The organism is Pantoea sp. (assembly GCF_032114055.1).
Lineage (GTDB): Bacteria > Pseudomonadota > Gammaproteobacteria > Enterobacterales > Enterobacteriaceae > Pantoea.
The window spans coordinates 171,036-187,220 of record NZ_DAMCTB010000006.1 but is presented as its reverse complement, the minus strand read 5'-3'; the positions used below and the strand labels follow the sequence as shown (position 1 = coordinate 187,220).

Annotated in this window: 15 protein-coding genes; 10 read left to right on the top strand and 5 right to left on the bottom strand. The window is 56.7% G+C overall.

What is annotated here, in order from left to right; all coding sequences use genetic code 11:
* Window positions 1-14: 14 nt before the first annotated feature.
* From pepP to RT657_RS12555, 7 genes are all read left to right on the top strand, one after another.
* A complete protein-coding gene (pepP, locus tag RT657_RS12585; protein WP_313654849.1) occupies window positions 15-1,337 on the top strand; it encodes a Xaa-Pro aminopeptidase in 1,323 nt (440 codons plus the stop codon).
* Window positions 1,334-2,512 carry a 2-octaprenyl-6-methoxyphenyl hydroxylase gene (ubiH, locus tag RT657_RS12580; RefSeq protein WP_313654848.1) on the top strand — a complete coding sequence of 393 codons (1,179 nt, stop codon included), beginning with the start codon at window positions 1,334-1,336 and terminating at the stop codon, window positions 2,510-2,512. Before pepP ends, ubiH begins: the two co-directional genes overlap by 4 nt.
* 13 nt (window positions 2,513-2,525) lie before the next feature.
* Window positions 2,526-3,728, top strand: coding sequence for an FAD-dependent 2-octaprenylphenol hydroxylase (ubiI, locus tag RT657_RS12575; protein ID WP_313654847.1), 1,203 nt, complete (start codon window positions 2,526-2,528; stop codon window positions 3,726-3,728).
* 430 nt (window positions 3,729-4,158) lie between these two features.
* Complete coding sequence (gene gcvT / locus RT657_RS12570) at window positions 4,159-5,256, top strand: glycine cleavage system aminomethyltransferase GcvT (protein WP_313654846.1); 1,098 nt, start codon at window positions 4,159-4,161, stop codon at window positions 5,254-5,256.
* A gap of 23 nt (window positions 5,257-5,279) precedes the next feature.
* Window positions 5,280-5,666, top strand: coding sequence for a glycine cleavage system protein GcvH (gene gcvH / locus RT657_RS12565; RefSeq protein ID WP_128083932.1), 387 nt, complete (start codon window positions 5,280-5,282; stop codon window positions 5,664-5,666).
* Window positions 5,667-5,746: 80 nt separating this feature from the next.
* Window positions 5,747-8,620, top strand: coding sequence for an aminomethyl-transferring glycine dehydrogenase (gene gcvP / locus RT657_RS12560; RefSeq protein ID WP_313654845.1), 2,874 nt, complete (start codon window positions 5,747-5,749; stop codon window positions 8,618-8,620).
* Window positions 8,621-8,680: 60 nt separating this feature from the next.
* Window positions 8,681-9,424, top strand: coding sequence for an SDR family oxidoreductase (locus tag RT657_RS12555; RefSeq protein WP_313654844.1), 744 nt, complete (start codon window positions 8,681-8,683; stop codon window positions 9,422-9,424).
* Between the two features lie 30 nt (window positions 9,425-9,454).
* Here the strand turns inward: RT657_RS12555 and RT657_RS12550 are convergent, their stop codons facing one another.
* Entirely contained in the window at window positions 9,455-10,894 is a 1,440-nt protein-coding gene (locus RT657_RS12550) for a 6-phospho-beta-glucosidase (RefSeq protein WP_313654843.1), read from the bottom strand.
* Window positions 10,895-11,009: 115 nt separating this feature from the next.
* On the bottom strand, window positions 11,010-11,726 hold the full coding sequence (locus tag RT657_RS12545; RefSeq protein ID WP_313654842.1) for a MurR/RpiR family transcriptional regulator: 717 nt from the start codon (window positions 11,724-11,726) through the stop codon (window positions 11,010-11,012).
* A 166-nt stretch (window positions 11,727-11,892) separates the two neighbouring features.
* On the opposite strand from RT657_RS12545, the gene trhA reads away from it, so the two are divergent.
* Window positions 11,893-12,558, top strand: coding sequence for a PAQR family membrane homeostasis protein TrhA (gene trhA / locus RT657_RS12540; RefSeq protein ID WP_313654841.1), 666 nt, complete (start codon window positions 11,893-11,895; stop codon window positions 12,556-12,558).
* A 63-nt stretch (window positions 12,559-12,621) separates the two neighbouring features.
* On the opposite strand, the gene ygfZ is transcribed toward trhA, so the two are convergent.
* Window positions 12,622-13,608 (bottom strand): tRNA-modifying protein YgfZ, encoded by a 987-nt coding sequence (gene ygfZ, locus RT657_RS12535; RefSeq protein ID WP_313654840.1) that lies wholly within the window; start codon window positions 13,606-13,608, stop codon window positions 12,622-12,624.
* 226 nt (window positions 13,609-13,834) lie between these two features.
* Here ygfZ and sdhE point away from each other — a divergent pair, with 226 nt between their 5' ends.
* Both sdhE and RT657_RS12525 read left to right on the top strand, forming a co-directional pair.
* Window positions 13,835-14,101: an FAD assembly factor SdhE gene (gene sdhE, locus RT657_RS12530; RefSeq protein WP_313654839.1), complete on the top strand. Its 267-nt coding sequence runs from the start codon at window positions 13,835-13,837 to the stop codon at window positions 14,099-14,101.
* Window positions 14,076-14,486 carry a protein YgfX gene (locus tag RT657_RS12525; protein WP_313654838.1) on the top strand — a complete coding sequence of 137 codons (411 nt, stop codon included), beginning with the start codon at window positions 14,076-14,078 and terminating at the stop codon, window positions 14,484-14,486. Before sdhE ends, RT657_RS12525 begins: the two co-directional genes overlap by 26 nt.
* Window positions 14,487-14,546: 60 nt before the next feature.
* Here RT657_RS12525 and fldB read toward each other — a convergent pair whose 3' ends face one another.
* Window positions 14,547-15,065 (bottom strand): flavodoxin FldB, encoded by a 519-nt coding sequence (gene fldB, locus RT657_RS12520; protein WP_313654836.1) that lies wholly within the window; start codon window positions 15,063-15,065, stop codon window positions 14,547-14,549.
* Between the two features lie 70 nt (window positions 15,066-15,135).
* Window positions 15,136-16,182: a tyrosine-type recombinase/integrase gene (locus RT657_RS12515; protein ID WP_313654835.1), complete on the bottom strand. Its 1,047-nt coding sequence runs from the start codon at window positions 16,180-16,182 to the stop codon at window positions 15,136-15,138.
* Window positions 16,183-16,185: the final 3 nt, after the last annotated feature.

Sequence of the window (16,185 nt, the reverse complement as noted above, 5' to 3'; positions counted from 1 at the left end):
CAGGGAGTGCAGAGATGATTTCACTGGAACGCTTCCAGAAGCGTCGTCAGGCGCTGCTGGCGAAGATGGCATCAGGAAGCGCAGCGTTGATTTTTGCTGCGCCTGAAGTTACGCGCAGTAATGACAGCGAGTATCCGTTCCGCCAGAGCAGCGATTTCTGGTATTTCACCGGGTTTAATGAACCGCAGGCGCTGCTGGTTTTGATTAAAAGCGACGAAAATCATAACCACAGTGTGCTGTTTAACCGGGTACGTGATCTCAATGCAGAAATCTGGTCTGGCCGCCGGCTGGGCCAGCAGGCGGCACCGGAAAAACTGGGCGTCGATCGTGCGTTACCCTGGAATGACATCGGTGAACAGCTTCACCTGCTGCTCAACGGCCTGGATGTGATCTACCATGCGCAGGGCGAATATACCTATGCGGATGCGCTGGTGTCCGGCGCGCTGGATAAGCTGCGCCGCGGTTTCCGCCAGAATCTTAGCGCGCCAGCTACCGTCACAGACTGGCGTCCCTGGGTGCATGAGATGCGCCTGTTTAAAGATGAGGATGAGATCGCGCTGTTACGCCGTGCCGGAGAAATCACTGCGCTGGCGCATACCCGTGCGATGCAGGCCTGTCAGCCAGGCATGTTCGAGTATCAACTCGAAGGCGAAATTCATCACGAATTTACCCGTCACGGCGCACGTTATCCTTCCTACAACACCATCGTGGGCGCGGGCGAAAACGGCTGCATCCTGCACTACACCGAAAACGAAAGCGAGATGCGCGACGGCGATCTGGTGCTGATTGACGCAGGCTGCGAGTTCCAGGGCTATGCAGGCGATATCACCCGAACCTTCCCGGTGAACGGCAAATTCAGCCCGGCCCAGCGCGCCATCTATGACATCGTTCTGGCCTCCCTGAATCGCTCACTCGAGCTGTTCCGGCCTGGCGTCAGCATCCGTGAAGTGAATGATGAAGTAGTACGCATCATGGTCACAGGGCTGGTGGAGCTGGAGATCCTGGAGGGTGATGTTGATACCCTGATTGCTGAAGAGGCGCACCGTGCATTCTTCATGCATGGCCTGAGCCACTGGCTGGGCCTGGATGTGCATGATGTCGGTCACTACGGTACGCCGAGCCGCGACCGGATTCTGGAGCCGGGCATGGTGTTAACCGTTGAGCCTGGTCTCTATATCGCGCCGGATGCGGATGTGCCCGCCTGCTATCGCGGTATTGGTATCCGCATTGAAGATGATATCGTGATCACCGAAACCGGCATTGAGAATCTCACCGACAGCGTCGTGAAAGAGGCCGATGAGATTGAAGCACTGATGGCGGCGGCACGACAGGCATGACGATTCTGATTGCCGGTGGCGGCATGACCGGGGCGACGCTGGCGCTGGCGATCTCCCATCTGACCCAGGGCACACTGCCGGTTACGCTGATTGAAAGCAGTGAGCCGGGCAGCCGTGCACATCCGGGCTTTGATGGCCGCGCGATTGCGCTCTCTGCCGGTACCTGCAAGCAACTGGCGGATATTAACCTCTGGCAGACTATTGCCGGTTGTGCCACGCCGATTAGCGATATCCATGTTTCCGATCGCGGTCATGCTGGTTTTGTCTCGCTAACGGCGGCGGACTACGCTATTCCGGCGCTGGGGCAGGTGGTCGGGCTGTTCGACGTGGGGCAGCGGCTGTTTGCGGAGCTGAAAAAAGCGCCGGGGGTTACCCTGCGCTGTCCGGCCCGCGTGGTCCGGGCTGAGCGCACTGCGCGGCAGGTTGAGGTAACGCTGGATAATGACGAGCGTCTCAGCGGTCAGCTGCTGATTGCGGCAGATGGGACGCGCTCTGCGCTGGCCGCCTCGTGCGGCATCCAGTGGCAGAGTGAGACGTATCAGCAGATTGCGGTGATCGCGAATGTCTCTGCGGCGCTACCGCATCGGGGACGGGCGTTTGAGCGTTTCACCGAGCATGGCCCGCTGGCGCTGCTGCCGATGTCTGACAACCGCCTGTCGCTGGTCTGGTGTCATCCGGACACGCAGCGCGACCAGGTTGCACAGTGGAGCGATGCCGAATTTCTCAGCCAGCTGCAGCGCGCCTTTGGCTGGCGACTGGGTAAGTTTACCTACACCGGCCGGCGTGACTATTATCCGCTGGCGCTGCACCAGGCGGTGTCACCGATCGCGCATCGCGTGGCGGTGGTCGGCAATGCGGCCCAGACGCTGCATCCGATTGCCGGGCAGGGCTTTAACCTGGGGCTGCGTGATGTGATGTCGCTGGCTGAAACGCTGGCCGCCGCCCATCGGCAACAGCAGGATCCCGGCAGTTATCCGGTGCTGCATCACTATCAGCAGCGTCGCCAGGCTGACCGCGCCGCCACCATCGGCATAACCGACGGTCTGGTACGCGTCTTCGCGAATCGTTATGGACCGCTGGTGGCAGGACGTAACCTGGGCCTGCTGGCGATGGACCATCTGCCGTGGCTACGAAATCAACTGGCCGAGCGCACGCTAGGCTGGGTTAAGCGTTAATAAAGAGGCTCAGATGCAAACTTTTGATGTGGTGATTGCCGGTGGCGGTATGGTGGGACTGGCGGTGGCCTGTGGCTTGCAGGGCAGCGGACTGCGTATCGCCGTGCTGGAGAAAGCACCGGAGCCGCCGATGGCGCTGAGTACGTCACCCTCCATTCGCGTGTCAGCCATCAATGCCGCCAGCGAACGGCTGTTGCAGAAGCTCGATGTCTGGTCGGCCATTCTCTCACAGCGTGCCAGCGCGTATCACGGCATGGAAGTGTGGGACAGAGACAGCTTTGGCACCATCGCCTTTGATGATCAGCAGCAGGGCCTGTCGCATCTGGGCCATATCATCGAAAACCCGGTTATTCATCATGCGCTCTGGCAGCGTGCCAGCGGCTGCAGCGACGTCACCCTCATGGCGCCTGCACAGTTGCAGCAGGTGGCCTTTGGTGACAATGAAGCCTTTATTACCCTGCAGGATGGCACCATGCTGAGCGCGCGGCTGATGATTGCCGCGGACGGGGCTCACTCCTGGCTGCGCAACAAGGCCGATATTCCGCTGACCTTCTGGGATTACGATCATCACGCGTTAGTAGCCAACATTCGCACGGAAAAGCCGCATGCTGCGGTGGCCCGCCAGGTGTTTCACGGCGACGGCATTCTGGCTTTCCTGCCGATGCAGGACCCGCACCTGAGTTCGATTGTCTGGTCCCTCGCGCCGCAGGAGGCGACTCGTCTGGAAACCATGCCGGACGCGCTGTTCAATCAGCAGCTCTCGGTGGCGTTTGATATGCGGCTTGGTCTGTGTCAGCTGGAGAGTGAACGCAAATCGTTCCCGCTGGTGGCGCGCTATGCCCGTCAGTTCGCTGCACATCGTCTGGCATTAGTGGGCGATGCGGCGCACACCATTCATCCGCTGGCCGGTCAGGGCGTGAACCTGGGCTTCATGGATGCCGCCGAGCTGATCGGTGAAATTCGTCGCCTGCATCAGCAGGGCAAAGATATCGGTCAGCACCTCTATCTGCGCCGCTATGAGCGCAGTCGCAAGCACAGCGCGGCCATGATGCTGGCGGGCATGCAGGGCTTCCGTGAAATGTTTGCGGGCAATCATCCGGCCAAAAAACTGCTGCGCGACGTGGGCCTGAAACTGGCCGATCGTCTGCCGGGCGTCAAACCGATGATGCTGAAGCAGGCGATGGGGCTGAACGATTTGCCCGGCTGGCTCCGCTAAAACCCCTCTCTGAAAGCCAGCCTGCGCTGGCTTTTTTTATCGCTAAAGTTCCTCTGCACCACAAGAAGGCAACGCTGCACCAGCAGGGTTCCTCATTTGATTTATTCTAATTTTGCCACGCATTTCGCATTAGTTTTTTTCATTTCTTAGATTTCTTCGGTCGGCATTTTTTTAACATCCTCGACGCCGTCCCGCATAAATTTGCTGCGTATATTTAAAAGCCCTGCATTTATTGAGCGATAAATCACAAAATTGCAGTTTTTTATCCTGCGGTTGCGCCTTTCTGGTTAGGCTGAGTTTCTGATTTCGCCCCCGTTTTGTTTATGGTTAATCCTTAAATTCGGTGGTAACGTCAGCCGTAAGAGAACGTTTGCGTCGGCACTGAAATCCGGCGCACTTTTGCACTCACTCGCTTCTGCACAGGATCGTTATGACTCAGCAAACACCTCTGTTTGAACAGCATCAAGCCTGCGGTGCCCGCATGGTAGATTTCCATGGCTGGATGATGCCGCTGCACTATGGCTCACAGATGGATGAGCATCATGTGGTGCGCACTGACGCCGGCATGTTTGACGTCTCCCACATGACCATTATCGATCTGACCGGCCCGCGCACCCGCGAATTTCTGCGTTACCTGCTGGCAAACGATGTGGCAAAGCTGACGCAGCCGGGCAAAGCACTCTACACCGGCATGCTGAATGCCTCTGGTGGCGTCATTGACGATTTAATTGTTTACTTTATGAGCGAGGATTTTTTCCGGCTGGTGGTTAACTCCGCGACCCGTGAAAAGGATCTCGCCTGGATCGCGCAGCATGCCGAAGGTTATGGCATCACGCTGACCGAACGCGATGACCTGGCACTGATCGCCGTGCAGGGGCCGCAGGCGCAGCAGAAAGCGCAGACGCTGTTTACTGAGGCGCAACGCGAGGCAGTGGCGGGCATGAAACCCTTCTTCGGTGTGGCGTCGGAGAATCTGTTTATCGCCACCACCGGCTATACCGGTGAAGCAGGCTATGAGATTGCCTTGCCCGCTACGGAAGCGGCCGGGTTCTGGCAGCGTCTGCTGGCCGCAGGTGTGAAGCCCGCCGGACTGGGTGCGCGTGACACGCTGCGCCTGGAAGCGGGTATGAATCTCTATGGTCAGGAGATGGATGAAAGCGTGTCACCGCTGGCCGCGAATATGGGCTGGACCCTCTGCTGGGAACCCGCCGATCGCGATTTCATCGGCCGGGAAGCGCTGGAAGAGCAGCGCGAACGGGGTACCGACAAGCTGGTGGGGCTGATCCTCAGGGAAAAAGGGGTGCTGCGCAACGGCCTGCCGGTGCGCTTCACCGATAGTCAGGGGCAGTTGCAGGAGGGGATCATCACCAGTGGCTCGTTCTCACCGACTCTGGGCTGCAGCATCGCCCTGGCGCGTGTACCCGCCAGCGTCGGCAGCAGCGCCATCGTTGAGATCCGTAACCGCGAGATGCCGGTTCAGGTAACCCGTCCCGTTTTTGTCCGCGCCGGTAAACCGGTCGCTCAGTAAATTTCATTCAGGAGAGATGGCCAATGAGCAATGTGCCAAATACGTTGAAGTACCGTGACAGCCACGAGTGGGTGCGTAAAGAAGCTGACGGCAGTTACACCGTGGGCATCACGGAACATGCGCAGGAGTTACTGGGCGATATGGTGTTCGTCGACCTGCCGGAAGTGGGCGCGACCTTTGCCGCCGGCGAAGAGTGCGCGGTTGCCGAGTCCGTTAAGGCCGCCTCAGATATCTATGCGCCGATCAGCGGTGAAGTGGTCGCGGTCAATGACGCGCTGACCGACTCGCCTGAGCAGGTCAACAGCGAGCCCTATGACGGCGGCTGGTTATTTAAACTCAAAGCCAGCGACGAGTCTGAAATCGACGCGCTGCTGGATGCCGATGCGTATAAAGCCTCTATCGACGAGTAGTCGTCAGGCGGCCTCGCCACGAGGCCGCAGATTTCTGTTTGATCTCCGGTTCCCCCAGCCCGATTCAGGATTTACTGCTAATGACTCAGACTCTCAGCCAGCTTGAACACAACGGTGCTTTCATTGAGCGCCATATTGGTCCTTCACCTGAGCAGCAGGCGCAAATGCTCGAAGCCATCGGCGCCCGTTCGCTGGAGGCGCTGATCGGTACGATTGTGCCGGCAGACATTCAACTTCCGGGCCCGCCCGCGGTAGGCGATGCCGTCACAGAACAGCAGGCGCTGGCGGAACTGAAAGCGATTGCCAGCCAGAACCTGCGCTATAAATCCTGGATTGGAATGGGATACAGCGCGGTGATCACGCCACCGGTGATCCTGCGTAACATGCTGGAGAATCCAGGCTGGTACACGGCCTACACTCCCTATCAGCCGGAAGTTTCACAGGGCCGTCTGGAAGCACTGCTGAACTTCCAGCAGCTGACGCTGGACCTTACCGGCATGGATATCGCCTCTGCCTCTTTGCTGGATGAGGCGACCGCCGCGGCGGAAGCGATGGCGATGGCAAAACGTGTCAGCAAGCTCAAAAACGCCAACAAATTCTTCATTGCTGATGATATTCATCCGCAGACGCTGGATGTGGTCCGCACCCGTGCGGAGACCTTTGGCTTTGAACTGATTATCGATCGTGCAGAAAAAGCGGTTGAGCATGACGACCTGTTTGGTGTGCTGCTGCAACAGGTCGGTACCACCGGCGACGCGCACGATTACAGCGCGCTGATCGGCGACCTGAAAGCGCGCAAAGTGGTGGTGAGCATGGCGGCGGACTTTATGGCGCTGGTCTTACTGGAGGCACCTGGCAGGCAGGGCGCAGACATCGTCTTTGGTTCCGCCCAGCGTTTTGGCGTGCCAATGGGGTACGGCGGTCCGCACGCCGCGTTCTTCGCCAGCCGCGATGAGCATAAGCGTTCTATGCCTGGCCGTATCATCGGCGTGTCGCGCGATGCCGCAGGTAACACTGCGCTGCGTATGGCGATGCAGACCCGCGAACAGCATATCCGTCGTGAAAAAGCTAATTCCAACATCTGTACTTCGCAGGTGCTGCTGGCTAACATCGCCGGTCTCTATGCGGTGTTTCATGGCCCGGCGGGTCTGAAACGCATCGCCACGCGCATTCACCGCTTCACCAGCATTCTGGCGGCCGGACTGCAGCAGGGCGGCCTGACGCTGCGTCATCAGCACTGGTTTGATACGCTGACGGTCGATGTGGCGGATAAAGCCGCCGTGCTGAATCGCGCGCAGAGTTTTGGCGTGAACCTGCGCAGCGACATCCACAACGCGGTCGGCATCACGCTGGATGAAACCACCTGCCGCGACGATATCCTGGCGCTGTTCGCCATTCTGCTGGGCGATGACCACGGTCAGGATCTGGAGGCGCTCGACAGCGATGTCGCCCACGCAGGCCAGGCGATTCCGACGGGGCTGCAGCGTCAGAGTGAGATTCTGACCCATCCGGTATTCAACCGTCATCACAGTGAAACCGAGATGATGCGTTATATGCACAGCCTGGAGAAAAAGGATCTGGCGCTGAACCAGGCGATGATCCCACTCGGCTCCTGCACCATGAAGCTCAACGCCGCCGCCGAGATGATCCCAATCACCTGGCCGGAATTTGCTGAACTGCATCCCTTCTGCCCGGCTGAGCAGGCCACCGGCTATCTGCAGATGATCGGCCAGCTTTCGCAGTGGCTGGTGCAGCTCACCGGCTATGATGCGCTCTGTATGCAGCCTAACTCCGGCGCGCAGGGCGAATATGCCGGGCTGCTGGCCATCCGTCGTTACCACGAAAGCCGCGGTGAGGGCGATCGCCATCTCTGCCTGATCCCGAGTTCGGCGCATGGCACCAACCCGGCTTCCGCGCAGATGGCGGGCATGGACGTGGTGGTGGTGGCCTGTGATAAGCAGGGCAACATTGACCTCAACGATCTGCGTGAAAAAGCGGCGCAGGCGGGCGATAAGCTCTCCTGCATCATGGTGACGTATCCGTCTACGCACGGCGTCTATGAAGAGACGATCCGCGAAGTGTGCCAGATTGTGCATCAGCATGGCGGCCAGGTTTATCTGGACGGCGCGAACATGAACGCGCAGGTCGGCATCACCACGCCGGGCTATATCGGGGCGGATGTCTCGCACCTGAATCTGCATAAAACCTTCTGCATCCCGCACGGCGGCGGCGGTCCGGGCATGGGGCCGATTGGTGTGAAAGCGCACCTCGCGCCTTTTGTTCCGGGACACAGCGTCGTGCAGATTGACGACATCCTGACGCAGCAGGGGGCCGTCTCCGCAGCGCCGTTTGGCAGCGCCTCTATCCTGCCAATCAGCTGGATGTACATCCGTATGATGGGCGCAGAAGGGTTGAAACAGGCCAGTTCGGTGGCGATTCTGAACGCCAACTATATCGCCAGCCGCCTGAAGTCTGCCTATCCGGTACTCTACACCGGTCGGGATGGGCGTGTGGCGCACGAATGTATTCTCGACATCCGGCCGCTGAAAGAGCAGACCGGCATCAGTGAGCTGGATATTGCGAAACGCCTGATCGATTACGGCTTCCACGCACCGACCATGTCGTTCCCGGTTGCCGGTACCCTGATGGTCGAGCCAACAGAGTCAGAGAGCAAGATTGAACTGGACCGCTTTATCGACGCGATGCTGGCTATCCGCATGGAGATCGATCGGGTAGCCGCAGGGGAGTGGCCGCTGGATGATAACCCGCTGGTCAATGCGCCGCATACCCAGCTGGAAATCGTCAGTGAGTGGTCGCACCCTTACAGTCGTGAACTGGCGGTCTTCCCGGCAGGCAGCCACAACAAATACTGGCCGACGGTAAAGCGCCTGGATGATGTCTTTGGTGACCGTAACCTGTTCTGTTCCTGCGTACCGATGAGCGACTATCAGTAACGCGCAGCGTCATCACCCCACAGGGCCGATTCATCGGCCCTTTTTTTCAGGAGAAGCGGCATGAAACTGGCACTGGTCACGGGCGGCAGTCGCGGTATCGGACGTGCCACGGCGCGGTTGCTGGCCGCGCAGGGGTATCGGGTCGCGGTGAACTATCGCCAGCGCGAAGAGGAAGCCCGACAGGTCGTGGCACAGATTCAGCAGCAGGGCGGTGACGCTTTTGCGATTCGGGCAGACATCAGCGATGAAGCGGAGGTGATGGCGCTGTTTGCGCAGCTCGACCAGCAGCCTGAACCGCTGACGGTGCTGGTGAATAATGCCGGCATTCTGTTTCAGCAGTGCCGCACCGAAGATCTGGATGCGGCGCGCCTGCAAAGGGTTTTTGCCACTAACGTGATCGGCACCTTTCTGTGCTGCCGTGAGGCGGTGAAGCGGATGGGCACCCATCATGGCGGTCAGGGCGGGGCTATCGTCAATGTCTCATCAGCCGCGTCCCGTATCGGTGCACCAGGCGAATATGTTGATTACGCCGCCTCAAAAGGGGCGATGGATACGCTGACTAAAGGCCTGTCACTGGAAGTGGCACAGCAGGGGATTCGGGTGAACGGTGTCCGGCCGGGATTCATCTATACAGAGATGCATGCCGATGGTGGCGAGCCAGGCAGAGTGGATCGGCTTGCCAGCGCGATCCCGATGGGACGCGGCGGCAGAGCCGAAGAGGTGGCGGAAGCCATCGTCTGGCTGGCCAGTGAGGCGGCCTCTTACGTCACCGGCAGCATCATTGACGCTGCCGGTGGCCGTTAATCTGCATTACCCGGGAGCGGGCGCAGGGCGTTACAGGTTTTCGCCGTTGCTGGCGATAACCTGCTGATACCAGCCGAAGCTCTTTTTCTTTGCACGGGAAAAATCGCCGCTGCCGTCATCGTTTTTATTCACATGAATGAAACCGTAACGTTTGTCGTACTGGCCGGTGGTGAAAGAGACGCAGTCCAGACAGCCCCACGGCGTATAACCCATCAGGTCGACGCCATCCCAGGCTACGGCTTTCTTCATCTCTTCGATATGCGCACGCAGGTAGTCGATGCGGTAGTCATCTTCGATCACGCCCCCGGCGTTGGGCTTATCGATAGCGCCAAAGCCATTCTCCACAATAAACAACGGTTTCTGATAGCGTTCATACAGATCGTTCAGGACATAGCGCAGACCTGCCGGGTCAATCTGCCAGCCCCAGTCTGAGGCTTTCACATGTGGGTTTTTCACCACACCCTCAAAGCCGGTAATAGGATCATCAACACCACTGGCATCGGCCTTCACGGCGTTACTCATGTAGTAGCTGAAGCCCACATAATCTGCGCATCCCTCGCGCAGCGTGCGGGCATCGTCGGCTTCCATCTGAATCTCATAGCCTTTGCGCGCCCACTCTTTCAGGGTATAAGCCGGATAGGCACCACGCATCTGCACGTCACTGAAGACATAACGCTGATGCATCGCTTCCTGAGCCAGCACCACATCGTCCGGATGGCAGGAGAAAGGATAAACCGGCACCATGGCGATCATGCAGCCAATCTTAAACTCAGGATTAATGGCGTGGCCGAGCTTTACCACCCGGGCGCTGGCAACAAACTGATGATGCATGACCTGATACATCGCCTGTTCCGGCTTCTCATGCTCGGTGAAGATCACGCCTGAACAGCAGTAGCCAAACAGCGGATACTGCCAGTTGCGCTGGTTATTGATCTCGTTAAAGGTCATCCAGTACTTCACCTTGTTCTTATAGCGGTTCAGCACGACTTCGCTGAAGCGCACAAAGAAGTCGACCACTTTGCGGTTGTGCCAGCCGCCATACTCTTTAACCAGGTGATAGGGCATCTCGAAGTGCGAAAGGGTGATGACCGGTTCAATGCCATACTTCAGCAGTTCATCAAACAGATCGTCATAAAACTGCAGACCGGCTTCGTTGGGCTGCTGTTCATCGCCGTTGGGGAAGATGCGGGTCCATGCGATGGAGGTGCGGAAACATTTGAAGCCCATCTCGGCAAACAGCGCGACATCCTCCCTGTAATGGGAATAAAACTCCACGCCCTGATGGTTAGGATAGAAGTGGCCGGGCTGCACGCCATCCGTGATCACCCGATCCACGCCATGTGAACCGCCGGTGAGGACATCAGCAATGCTTACGCCCTTGCCACCCTGATCCCAGCCGCCTTCAACCTGATGCGCGGCGACGGCGCCGCCCCAGAGAAAGCCCTTTGGTAACTGCAATTCTGCACTCATGCGCGACTCCGTTCCGGATAGTGAAATTGAGCTGAGTGTAGCAAGGCAATAAAGAAAGTCACGATATAACAGTGCGCCGGATATTGCGTTTGTTACATCTGAAAAACAGGGTGTTTTATTTCCCCAGCTGGCGACCAATGGCTTCAATAATATAGGTGACCGGCACCTGGGTCGTGATGTCACAATGGTCTGCCGTGCGGATAATCGGCACATGATAGCAGAGCGAAAAATCACCCAGCTTTGCCAGCGAGCAGCTTTCCGTGTTGGTAATGGCTACGATCTTACACTTGTTCAGGCTGAACTGGCTGGCAATCCGCAGGATCTCTTCGGTTTCGCCGGAAACGGAAAGAACAATCGCAACCGCATTTTCATAAAGATCGGGGGTGACAGGATAATAAGGGTCGTCAATCGCGTGGCTGAATTTACCGAGATTAGAAAAGAAACGCGCGCCATATTTTGCCAGGCTACCCGAGGTGCCAACGCCAATAAAGAAAACCTGCTCCGCCTGATTAATTTTCTGTGCAACCTGCGCAATGAGCTCCTCAAATTCCGGGTTATTAATACTTTTAAAGAAGCTCAGCATGTCGCTGACGCCCGCCGTGTTAAGTAAAGGCGGACTCTTCTCGTTTAAGCGCAGACGGATGCGGAATTCTGACCAGCCTTCACAGCCCATTCTGCGACAGAAACGCAGCACGGTGGTGGTAGATACCCCCGTCTGCTCAGCCAGTTCGCGAATCGTCATATAGCTGACGCTTTCACGGTGCTTAATGATGAACTGATAGACCTGCATTTCCAGATCGTTAAGGCGGGCGAGATCGCGATGCGAAAACATGAATGACTCATTGAACAGTTGACCGGCGGCTAGTTTATCAGATTTAGCGTGCGGGTCAGGCGCAGAGAATGGCATCAGAAATTTTTAGCGTACAACTGCACACTGAAAAAAATGTTGGTTACGCTGAAGAGCGTGATCTCGCGCGACTGTTGCTCAGGAAATGGAAATGACCACGACGCTCTCTCATAAAAGCCGTACCGCTGCGGGCGACTGGTTCGCAGAAGAAATCGCCAACAGTATCAGTCACGGTCTTGGCTGCCTTTCCGGCATCGTCGGGCTGCTGCTGATGCTGCATCAGGCCGCTGAAAGGCAGGCAGACACGCTGACATTTATCAGTTACAGCCTCTATGGCGGCAGCATGATCCTGCTGTTTCTTGCCTCGACGCTTTATCACGCGTTCCCCGATGGCCCGGTCAGGCCCTGGCTGAAAAAGCTGGATCACTGCGCCATCTATCTGCTGATCGCCGGCACCTACACGCCGTTTCTGCTGGTCGCTCTGCGGACGCCGCTGGCCTACGGATTGATGGCGGTCATCTGGCTGCTGGCACTGGCAGGGGTGCTGTTCAAACTCATGATAGCCGGGCGTTTCAAAGCGCTCTCACTGGTGACCTATCTCTGCATGGGGTGGCTGTCGCTGATTGTGGTTTATCAGCTGGCGATGATCCTGCCGCCAGGCTGCGTCTGGCTGCTGGCGGCGGGCGGAATTGTCTATTCGCTGGGAGTGATTTTCTATGTGGTCCGGCGCATTCCCTATAATCACGCCATCTGGCATGGATTTGTACTGGGTGGCAGCCTCTGCCATTTCTGCGCCATCTACTTCTATGTACGCTGATTCCAGCCTGGTCCGTTAAGCGGTGCTGGCCCGTCCACTGAACGGCAGGGCCAGCAGGCGGAATCAGCTCTCATCCAGCGAGTAGGGCAGCGGCTGAATCGTCAGATGTCCGGCTTCATCCCCTTCAACCCGCAGTACGCTATCTGGCTCCAGATCGTTATTCAGCACCACCTGGATCCAGCTGGTGCCGTCATCTAACTGCACCGCGGCCAGCACGCTGCCGGTACGACGCCAGCGCTCACCCATCTGCAACTCCAGTGAGCCATTGGCGTCGGGCAGATGACTCGCCTGACCCGCCAGCCAGTAGAGAGCACGTTTGTTGGCACCGCGATATTTCGCCCGGGCCACCATCTCCTGACCTGCATAGCAGCCCTTTTTAAAGCTGATGGCATCCAGCGCCTGCAGGTTTGTGGCCTGCGGAATAAACTGCACGCTGGTGGCCGGATCGATCACCGGAATCCCCGCTTCGATATCCAGTGCCAGCCACTGCTGACTGTCATTGAATTGTGCATCGTCATTAAGCTTCTGCTTCAGCGTCTCCGCCACGGCCTGCGAGGTGACAATCAGGAAGCGTTCGGCCGGATGCGCGAACCAGAGCAGCGTGGTTTCGCCCTGCTGCACCACCGGCTTTTCGCTGTCGGGCAGGCTGTCAAACAGACTAGTCAGCGCGGCGCGCGCCTGAAAACCGGCCACGCCCAGCACGACTGACTCATCGTCGGCGACCATCGCGACTTTTGAAAAGACCGCATATTTCTTTAACTCGGTCAGTTGGGTATCGCGCAGTGCACGACGAATCAGATAGGCATAGCCTTCTCCGCGATGGAACAGGCGCAGGCTGCTCCACATCTTGCCTTTAGCATCGCAGTGCGCGGCGGGCGAATGGTGATCGGCATCCAGTGACGCAACATCCAGTGTCAGCTGACCCTGCAGGTAAGCGGTGCTGTCGGCACCGGTGATCGAAACCAGTGCCCAGTTATCCAGTGACATCAGGGTTAACGGCAGACGTGACGACGCGGCAGGCTGGCGCGGCGGTAAAGTAAAAGTGGGCATGGAGATATCCTGTATAAGAAGGTTCATCCGGAACAGTCTCTTCAATGTTAAAAGAGCCGACTGGCAATGCAACCTGTTTACGGAAAACGGCGCACAAAAGGCGTGATAACCCTGAAAAGGTCCGGGCTGAAATGTGGCGGATTGCACAGCATAAGACGCCGCGCCTGCGAGCCGTATTAAACCAGGTTACACTAAGCGCCACGTTGTGAACTGTGGAAACTGATGCATGGATATTAATGATAAATCACGTATTCAGTGGGCCTGCCGTCGCGGCATGCTGGAACTGGATGTGGCGATTATGCCGTTCTTCAAATTTGAGTATGACACGCTGAGCGACACCGATAAGCGTGTGTTTGTGGCTCTGCTGAAAAGTGACGATCCCGATCTGTTCAACTGGCTGATGAATCATGGTGAGCCGAAAGATCCTGAGTTTAAGCGAATGGTTAATCTGATCCAGCAGCGCAACCATGATCGCGGCCCCGTGGCAATGTGAACTGCGACCTTCCCGGCTGGCGTACGGATTACTGTGCGCCTGGCTGGTGGCTGCGATTACCGGTGTTGGGCTGCTGAGGTTACCTGCAGAAACGTGGCTTCTCAAAAGCGCAATAATACTGCTGTTGCTGGCGGAGGGCTGGCAACGTTACCGGCGGCTGACGCAGCGGCGCGGCGTGCTGCAGCGGCAAAGCACGCATTGCTGGGTCTGGCAGGGTAAACGCTTCCGGCCAGTGCAGCCACTGCGCTGGCTGCCGACCGGCGTATTGCTGGTGGCGAAGAGCGAACAGGGTGAGATACTGCGCTGGTGGCTGATGCAGGACAGTATGCAGCCTGGCGAATGGCGGGCGTTACGCGCCTGCTGCTTCAGCAGGGCGGAGCCCTGAACGCAGTCAGGCTGAAAAAAGGATTCAGATCTTTCACCAGCCTGCGTCCGGCAGAGGGCGCTAAAGCAGTCCGGCGGTCTCGGTTAACACTTGTTCGCACCACTGCTCCACGCGCTCATCGGTGATCTCAAACTGATTGACGTCATCCAGCGCCAGACCCACAAACTGTGAGCCATCGGCACTCAGCGGTTTCGGACTGGTAAACTCATAGCCTTCAAGCGGCCAGTAACCGACAAAACGCACCCCCATCGGTTTCAGCAGATCGTGCAGCATACCGAGTGCATCTAAAAACCACTCGCCATAGCCAATCTGATCGCCCATGCCATACAACGCGACGATCTTATTCTGCAGATTCAGCGAGGGCAGCTGCGTCCAGATCGCTTCCCAGTCCTCCTGCAACTCACCGAAATCCCAGGTCGGGATACCCATGATCAGCAAATCGTACTGCTCCATCAGGCGTGGATCATCATCCTTAACGTTGTGCAGCGTCACTAACTCTTCGCCAATGAAATCGCGAATTTTCTCCGCTACGATTTCGGTGTAACAGGTACTTGAACCGTAAAAAAGACCGATTTTCATATTCACCCATTAAAAACAGTTATTTATTTGTTTAACAGTAACTTAAACCCGTGATGAAGGGTAGTGAGGGTTAATAAGGGGTAACTTCTGCCGCCAGTTTGCCGCCACTCTTTCCCATTTCAATGGGGTTTAGTTTTACTGCTGTTTCTAAATGTTCCGGCGCAAAGTGTGCATATTTCATTGTCATGCTGATGTCGTGATGACCTAAAATTTTTTGAAGCACCAAAATGTTGCCGCCGTTCATCATAAAGTGTGCTGAAAAAGTATGTCTGAGTACGTGTGTCATCTGGCCTTTGGGTAGGTGAATAGATGAATTTTTAATCGCCCTAAGAAAGTTGTAGTGGCAGTCGTCAAACAGGATTTCCTTCTTGATGCTGCTAAGTTCTTTATAAAATTCTTTGGTGATCGGCACCGTACGATTCTTTTTGCTTTTAGTATTGGTGAACGTGATTTTGTTTGGGCTCAATTGTGACTTGCGTAGGTTTTGGGCCTCACTCCATCTTGCGCCGGTAGACAAGCAGATTCTGATAACACGATTCAAATCGGCTTCTGCGCGGCTGCTTTTTAGCAACCGTTCTATTTGAGCCAGGTCTAACCAGGCCATTTCTCGCTCAGTCGTGCTTAACTTTCTCAGATTTTCAAGGGGATTTGGCAGGGACCATTCACCCAGCCTGATCAGTTCCCTAAACATGCTGTTCAAATGAGAGTGATCCATATTCAATGTGGTGTTTGATGCCCCGTATGGAAAGCGTTTGTCTAAATAAATTTCTCCACTTAAACGCATCTTGCGATAGTGGGCAAAGTCATTAGCTGTAAAGTCAGCGGCTCGGGGATTTCCCACAGCGTTAGAGATAAGTTTAAGTTTACGAAAAATCATTAAGCCAGAAGATAAAGTTTGCCCGTGCAGGTCGTACCAAAGCTGGGCTAATTCCAAAAGAGTTCGCTTGTCAGTTTTTTCAATGATCCATGGCCTACTTGCCGATTCATTCATTACATATTGTTCATAAGCAACGGCCTCACCCTTTGTCGGGAAAGACTTCCTGATTCGCTTTTTATCGCGTCCTTGCGGGTAGCACTCACAAAGCCATTTACCGGTGTTTAACTTACGAACGGTCATTAC

Coding starts and splice junctions, on each gene's coding strand:
- pepP (WP_313654849.1), top strand. CDS start 15: ATGATTTCACTGGAACGCTTCCAGAAGCGTCGTCAGGCGCTGCTGGCG.
- ubiH (WP_313654848.1), top strand. CDS start 1,334: ATGACGATTCTGATTGCCGGTGGCGGCATGACCGGGGCGACGCTGGCG.
- ubiI (WP_313654847.1), top strand. CDS start 2,526: ATGCAAACTTTTGATGTGGTGATTGCCGGTGGCGGTATGGTGGGACTG.
- gcvT (WP_313654846.1), top strand. CDS start 4,159: ATGACTCAGCAAACACCTCTGTTTGAACAGCATCAAGCCTGCGGTGCC.
- gcvH (WP_128083932.1), top strand. CDS start 5,280: ATGAGCAATGTGCCAAATACGTTGAAGTACCGTGACAGCCACGAGTGG.
- gcvP (WP_313654845.1), top strand. CDS start 5,747: ATGACTCAGACTCTCAGCCAGCTTGAACACAACGGTGCTTTCATTGAG.
- RT657_RS12555 (WP_313654844.1), top strand. CDS start 8,681: ATGAAACTGGCACTGGTCACGGGCGGCAGTCGCGGTATCGGACGTGCC.
- RT657_RS12550 (WP_313654843.1), bottom strand. CDS start 10,894: ATGAGTGCAGAATTGCAGTTACCAAAGGGCTTTCTCTGGGGCGGCGCC.
- RT657_RS12545 (WP_313654842.1), bottom strand. CDS start 11,726: ATGTTTTCGCATCGCGATCTCGCCCGCCTTAACGATCTGGAAATGCAG.
- trhA (WP_313654841.1), top strand. CDS start 11,893: ATGACCACGACGCTCTCTCATAAAAGCCGTACCGCTGCGGGCGACTGG.
- ygfZ (WP_313654840.1), bottom strand. CDS start 13,608: ATGCCCACTTTTACTTTACCGCCGCGCCAGCCTGCCGCGTCGTCACGT.
- sdhE (WP_313654839.1), top strand. CDS start 13,835: ATGGATATTAATGATAAATCACGTATTCAGTGGGCCTGCCGTCGCGGC.
- RT657_RS12525 (WP_313654838.1), top strand. CDS start 14,076: ATGATCGCGGCCCCGTGGCAATGTGAACTGCGACCTTCCCGGCTGGCG.
- fldB (WP_313654836.1), bottom strand. CDS start 15,065: ATGAAAATCGGTCTTTTTTACGGTTCAAGTACCTGTTACACCGAAATC.
- RT657_RS12515 (WP_313654835.1), bottom strand. CDS start 16,182: ATGACCGTTCGTAAGTTAAACACCGGTAAATGGCTTTGTGAGTGCTAC.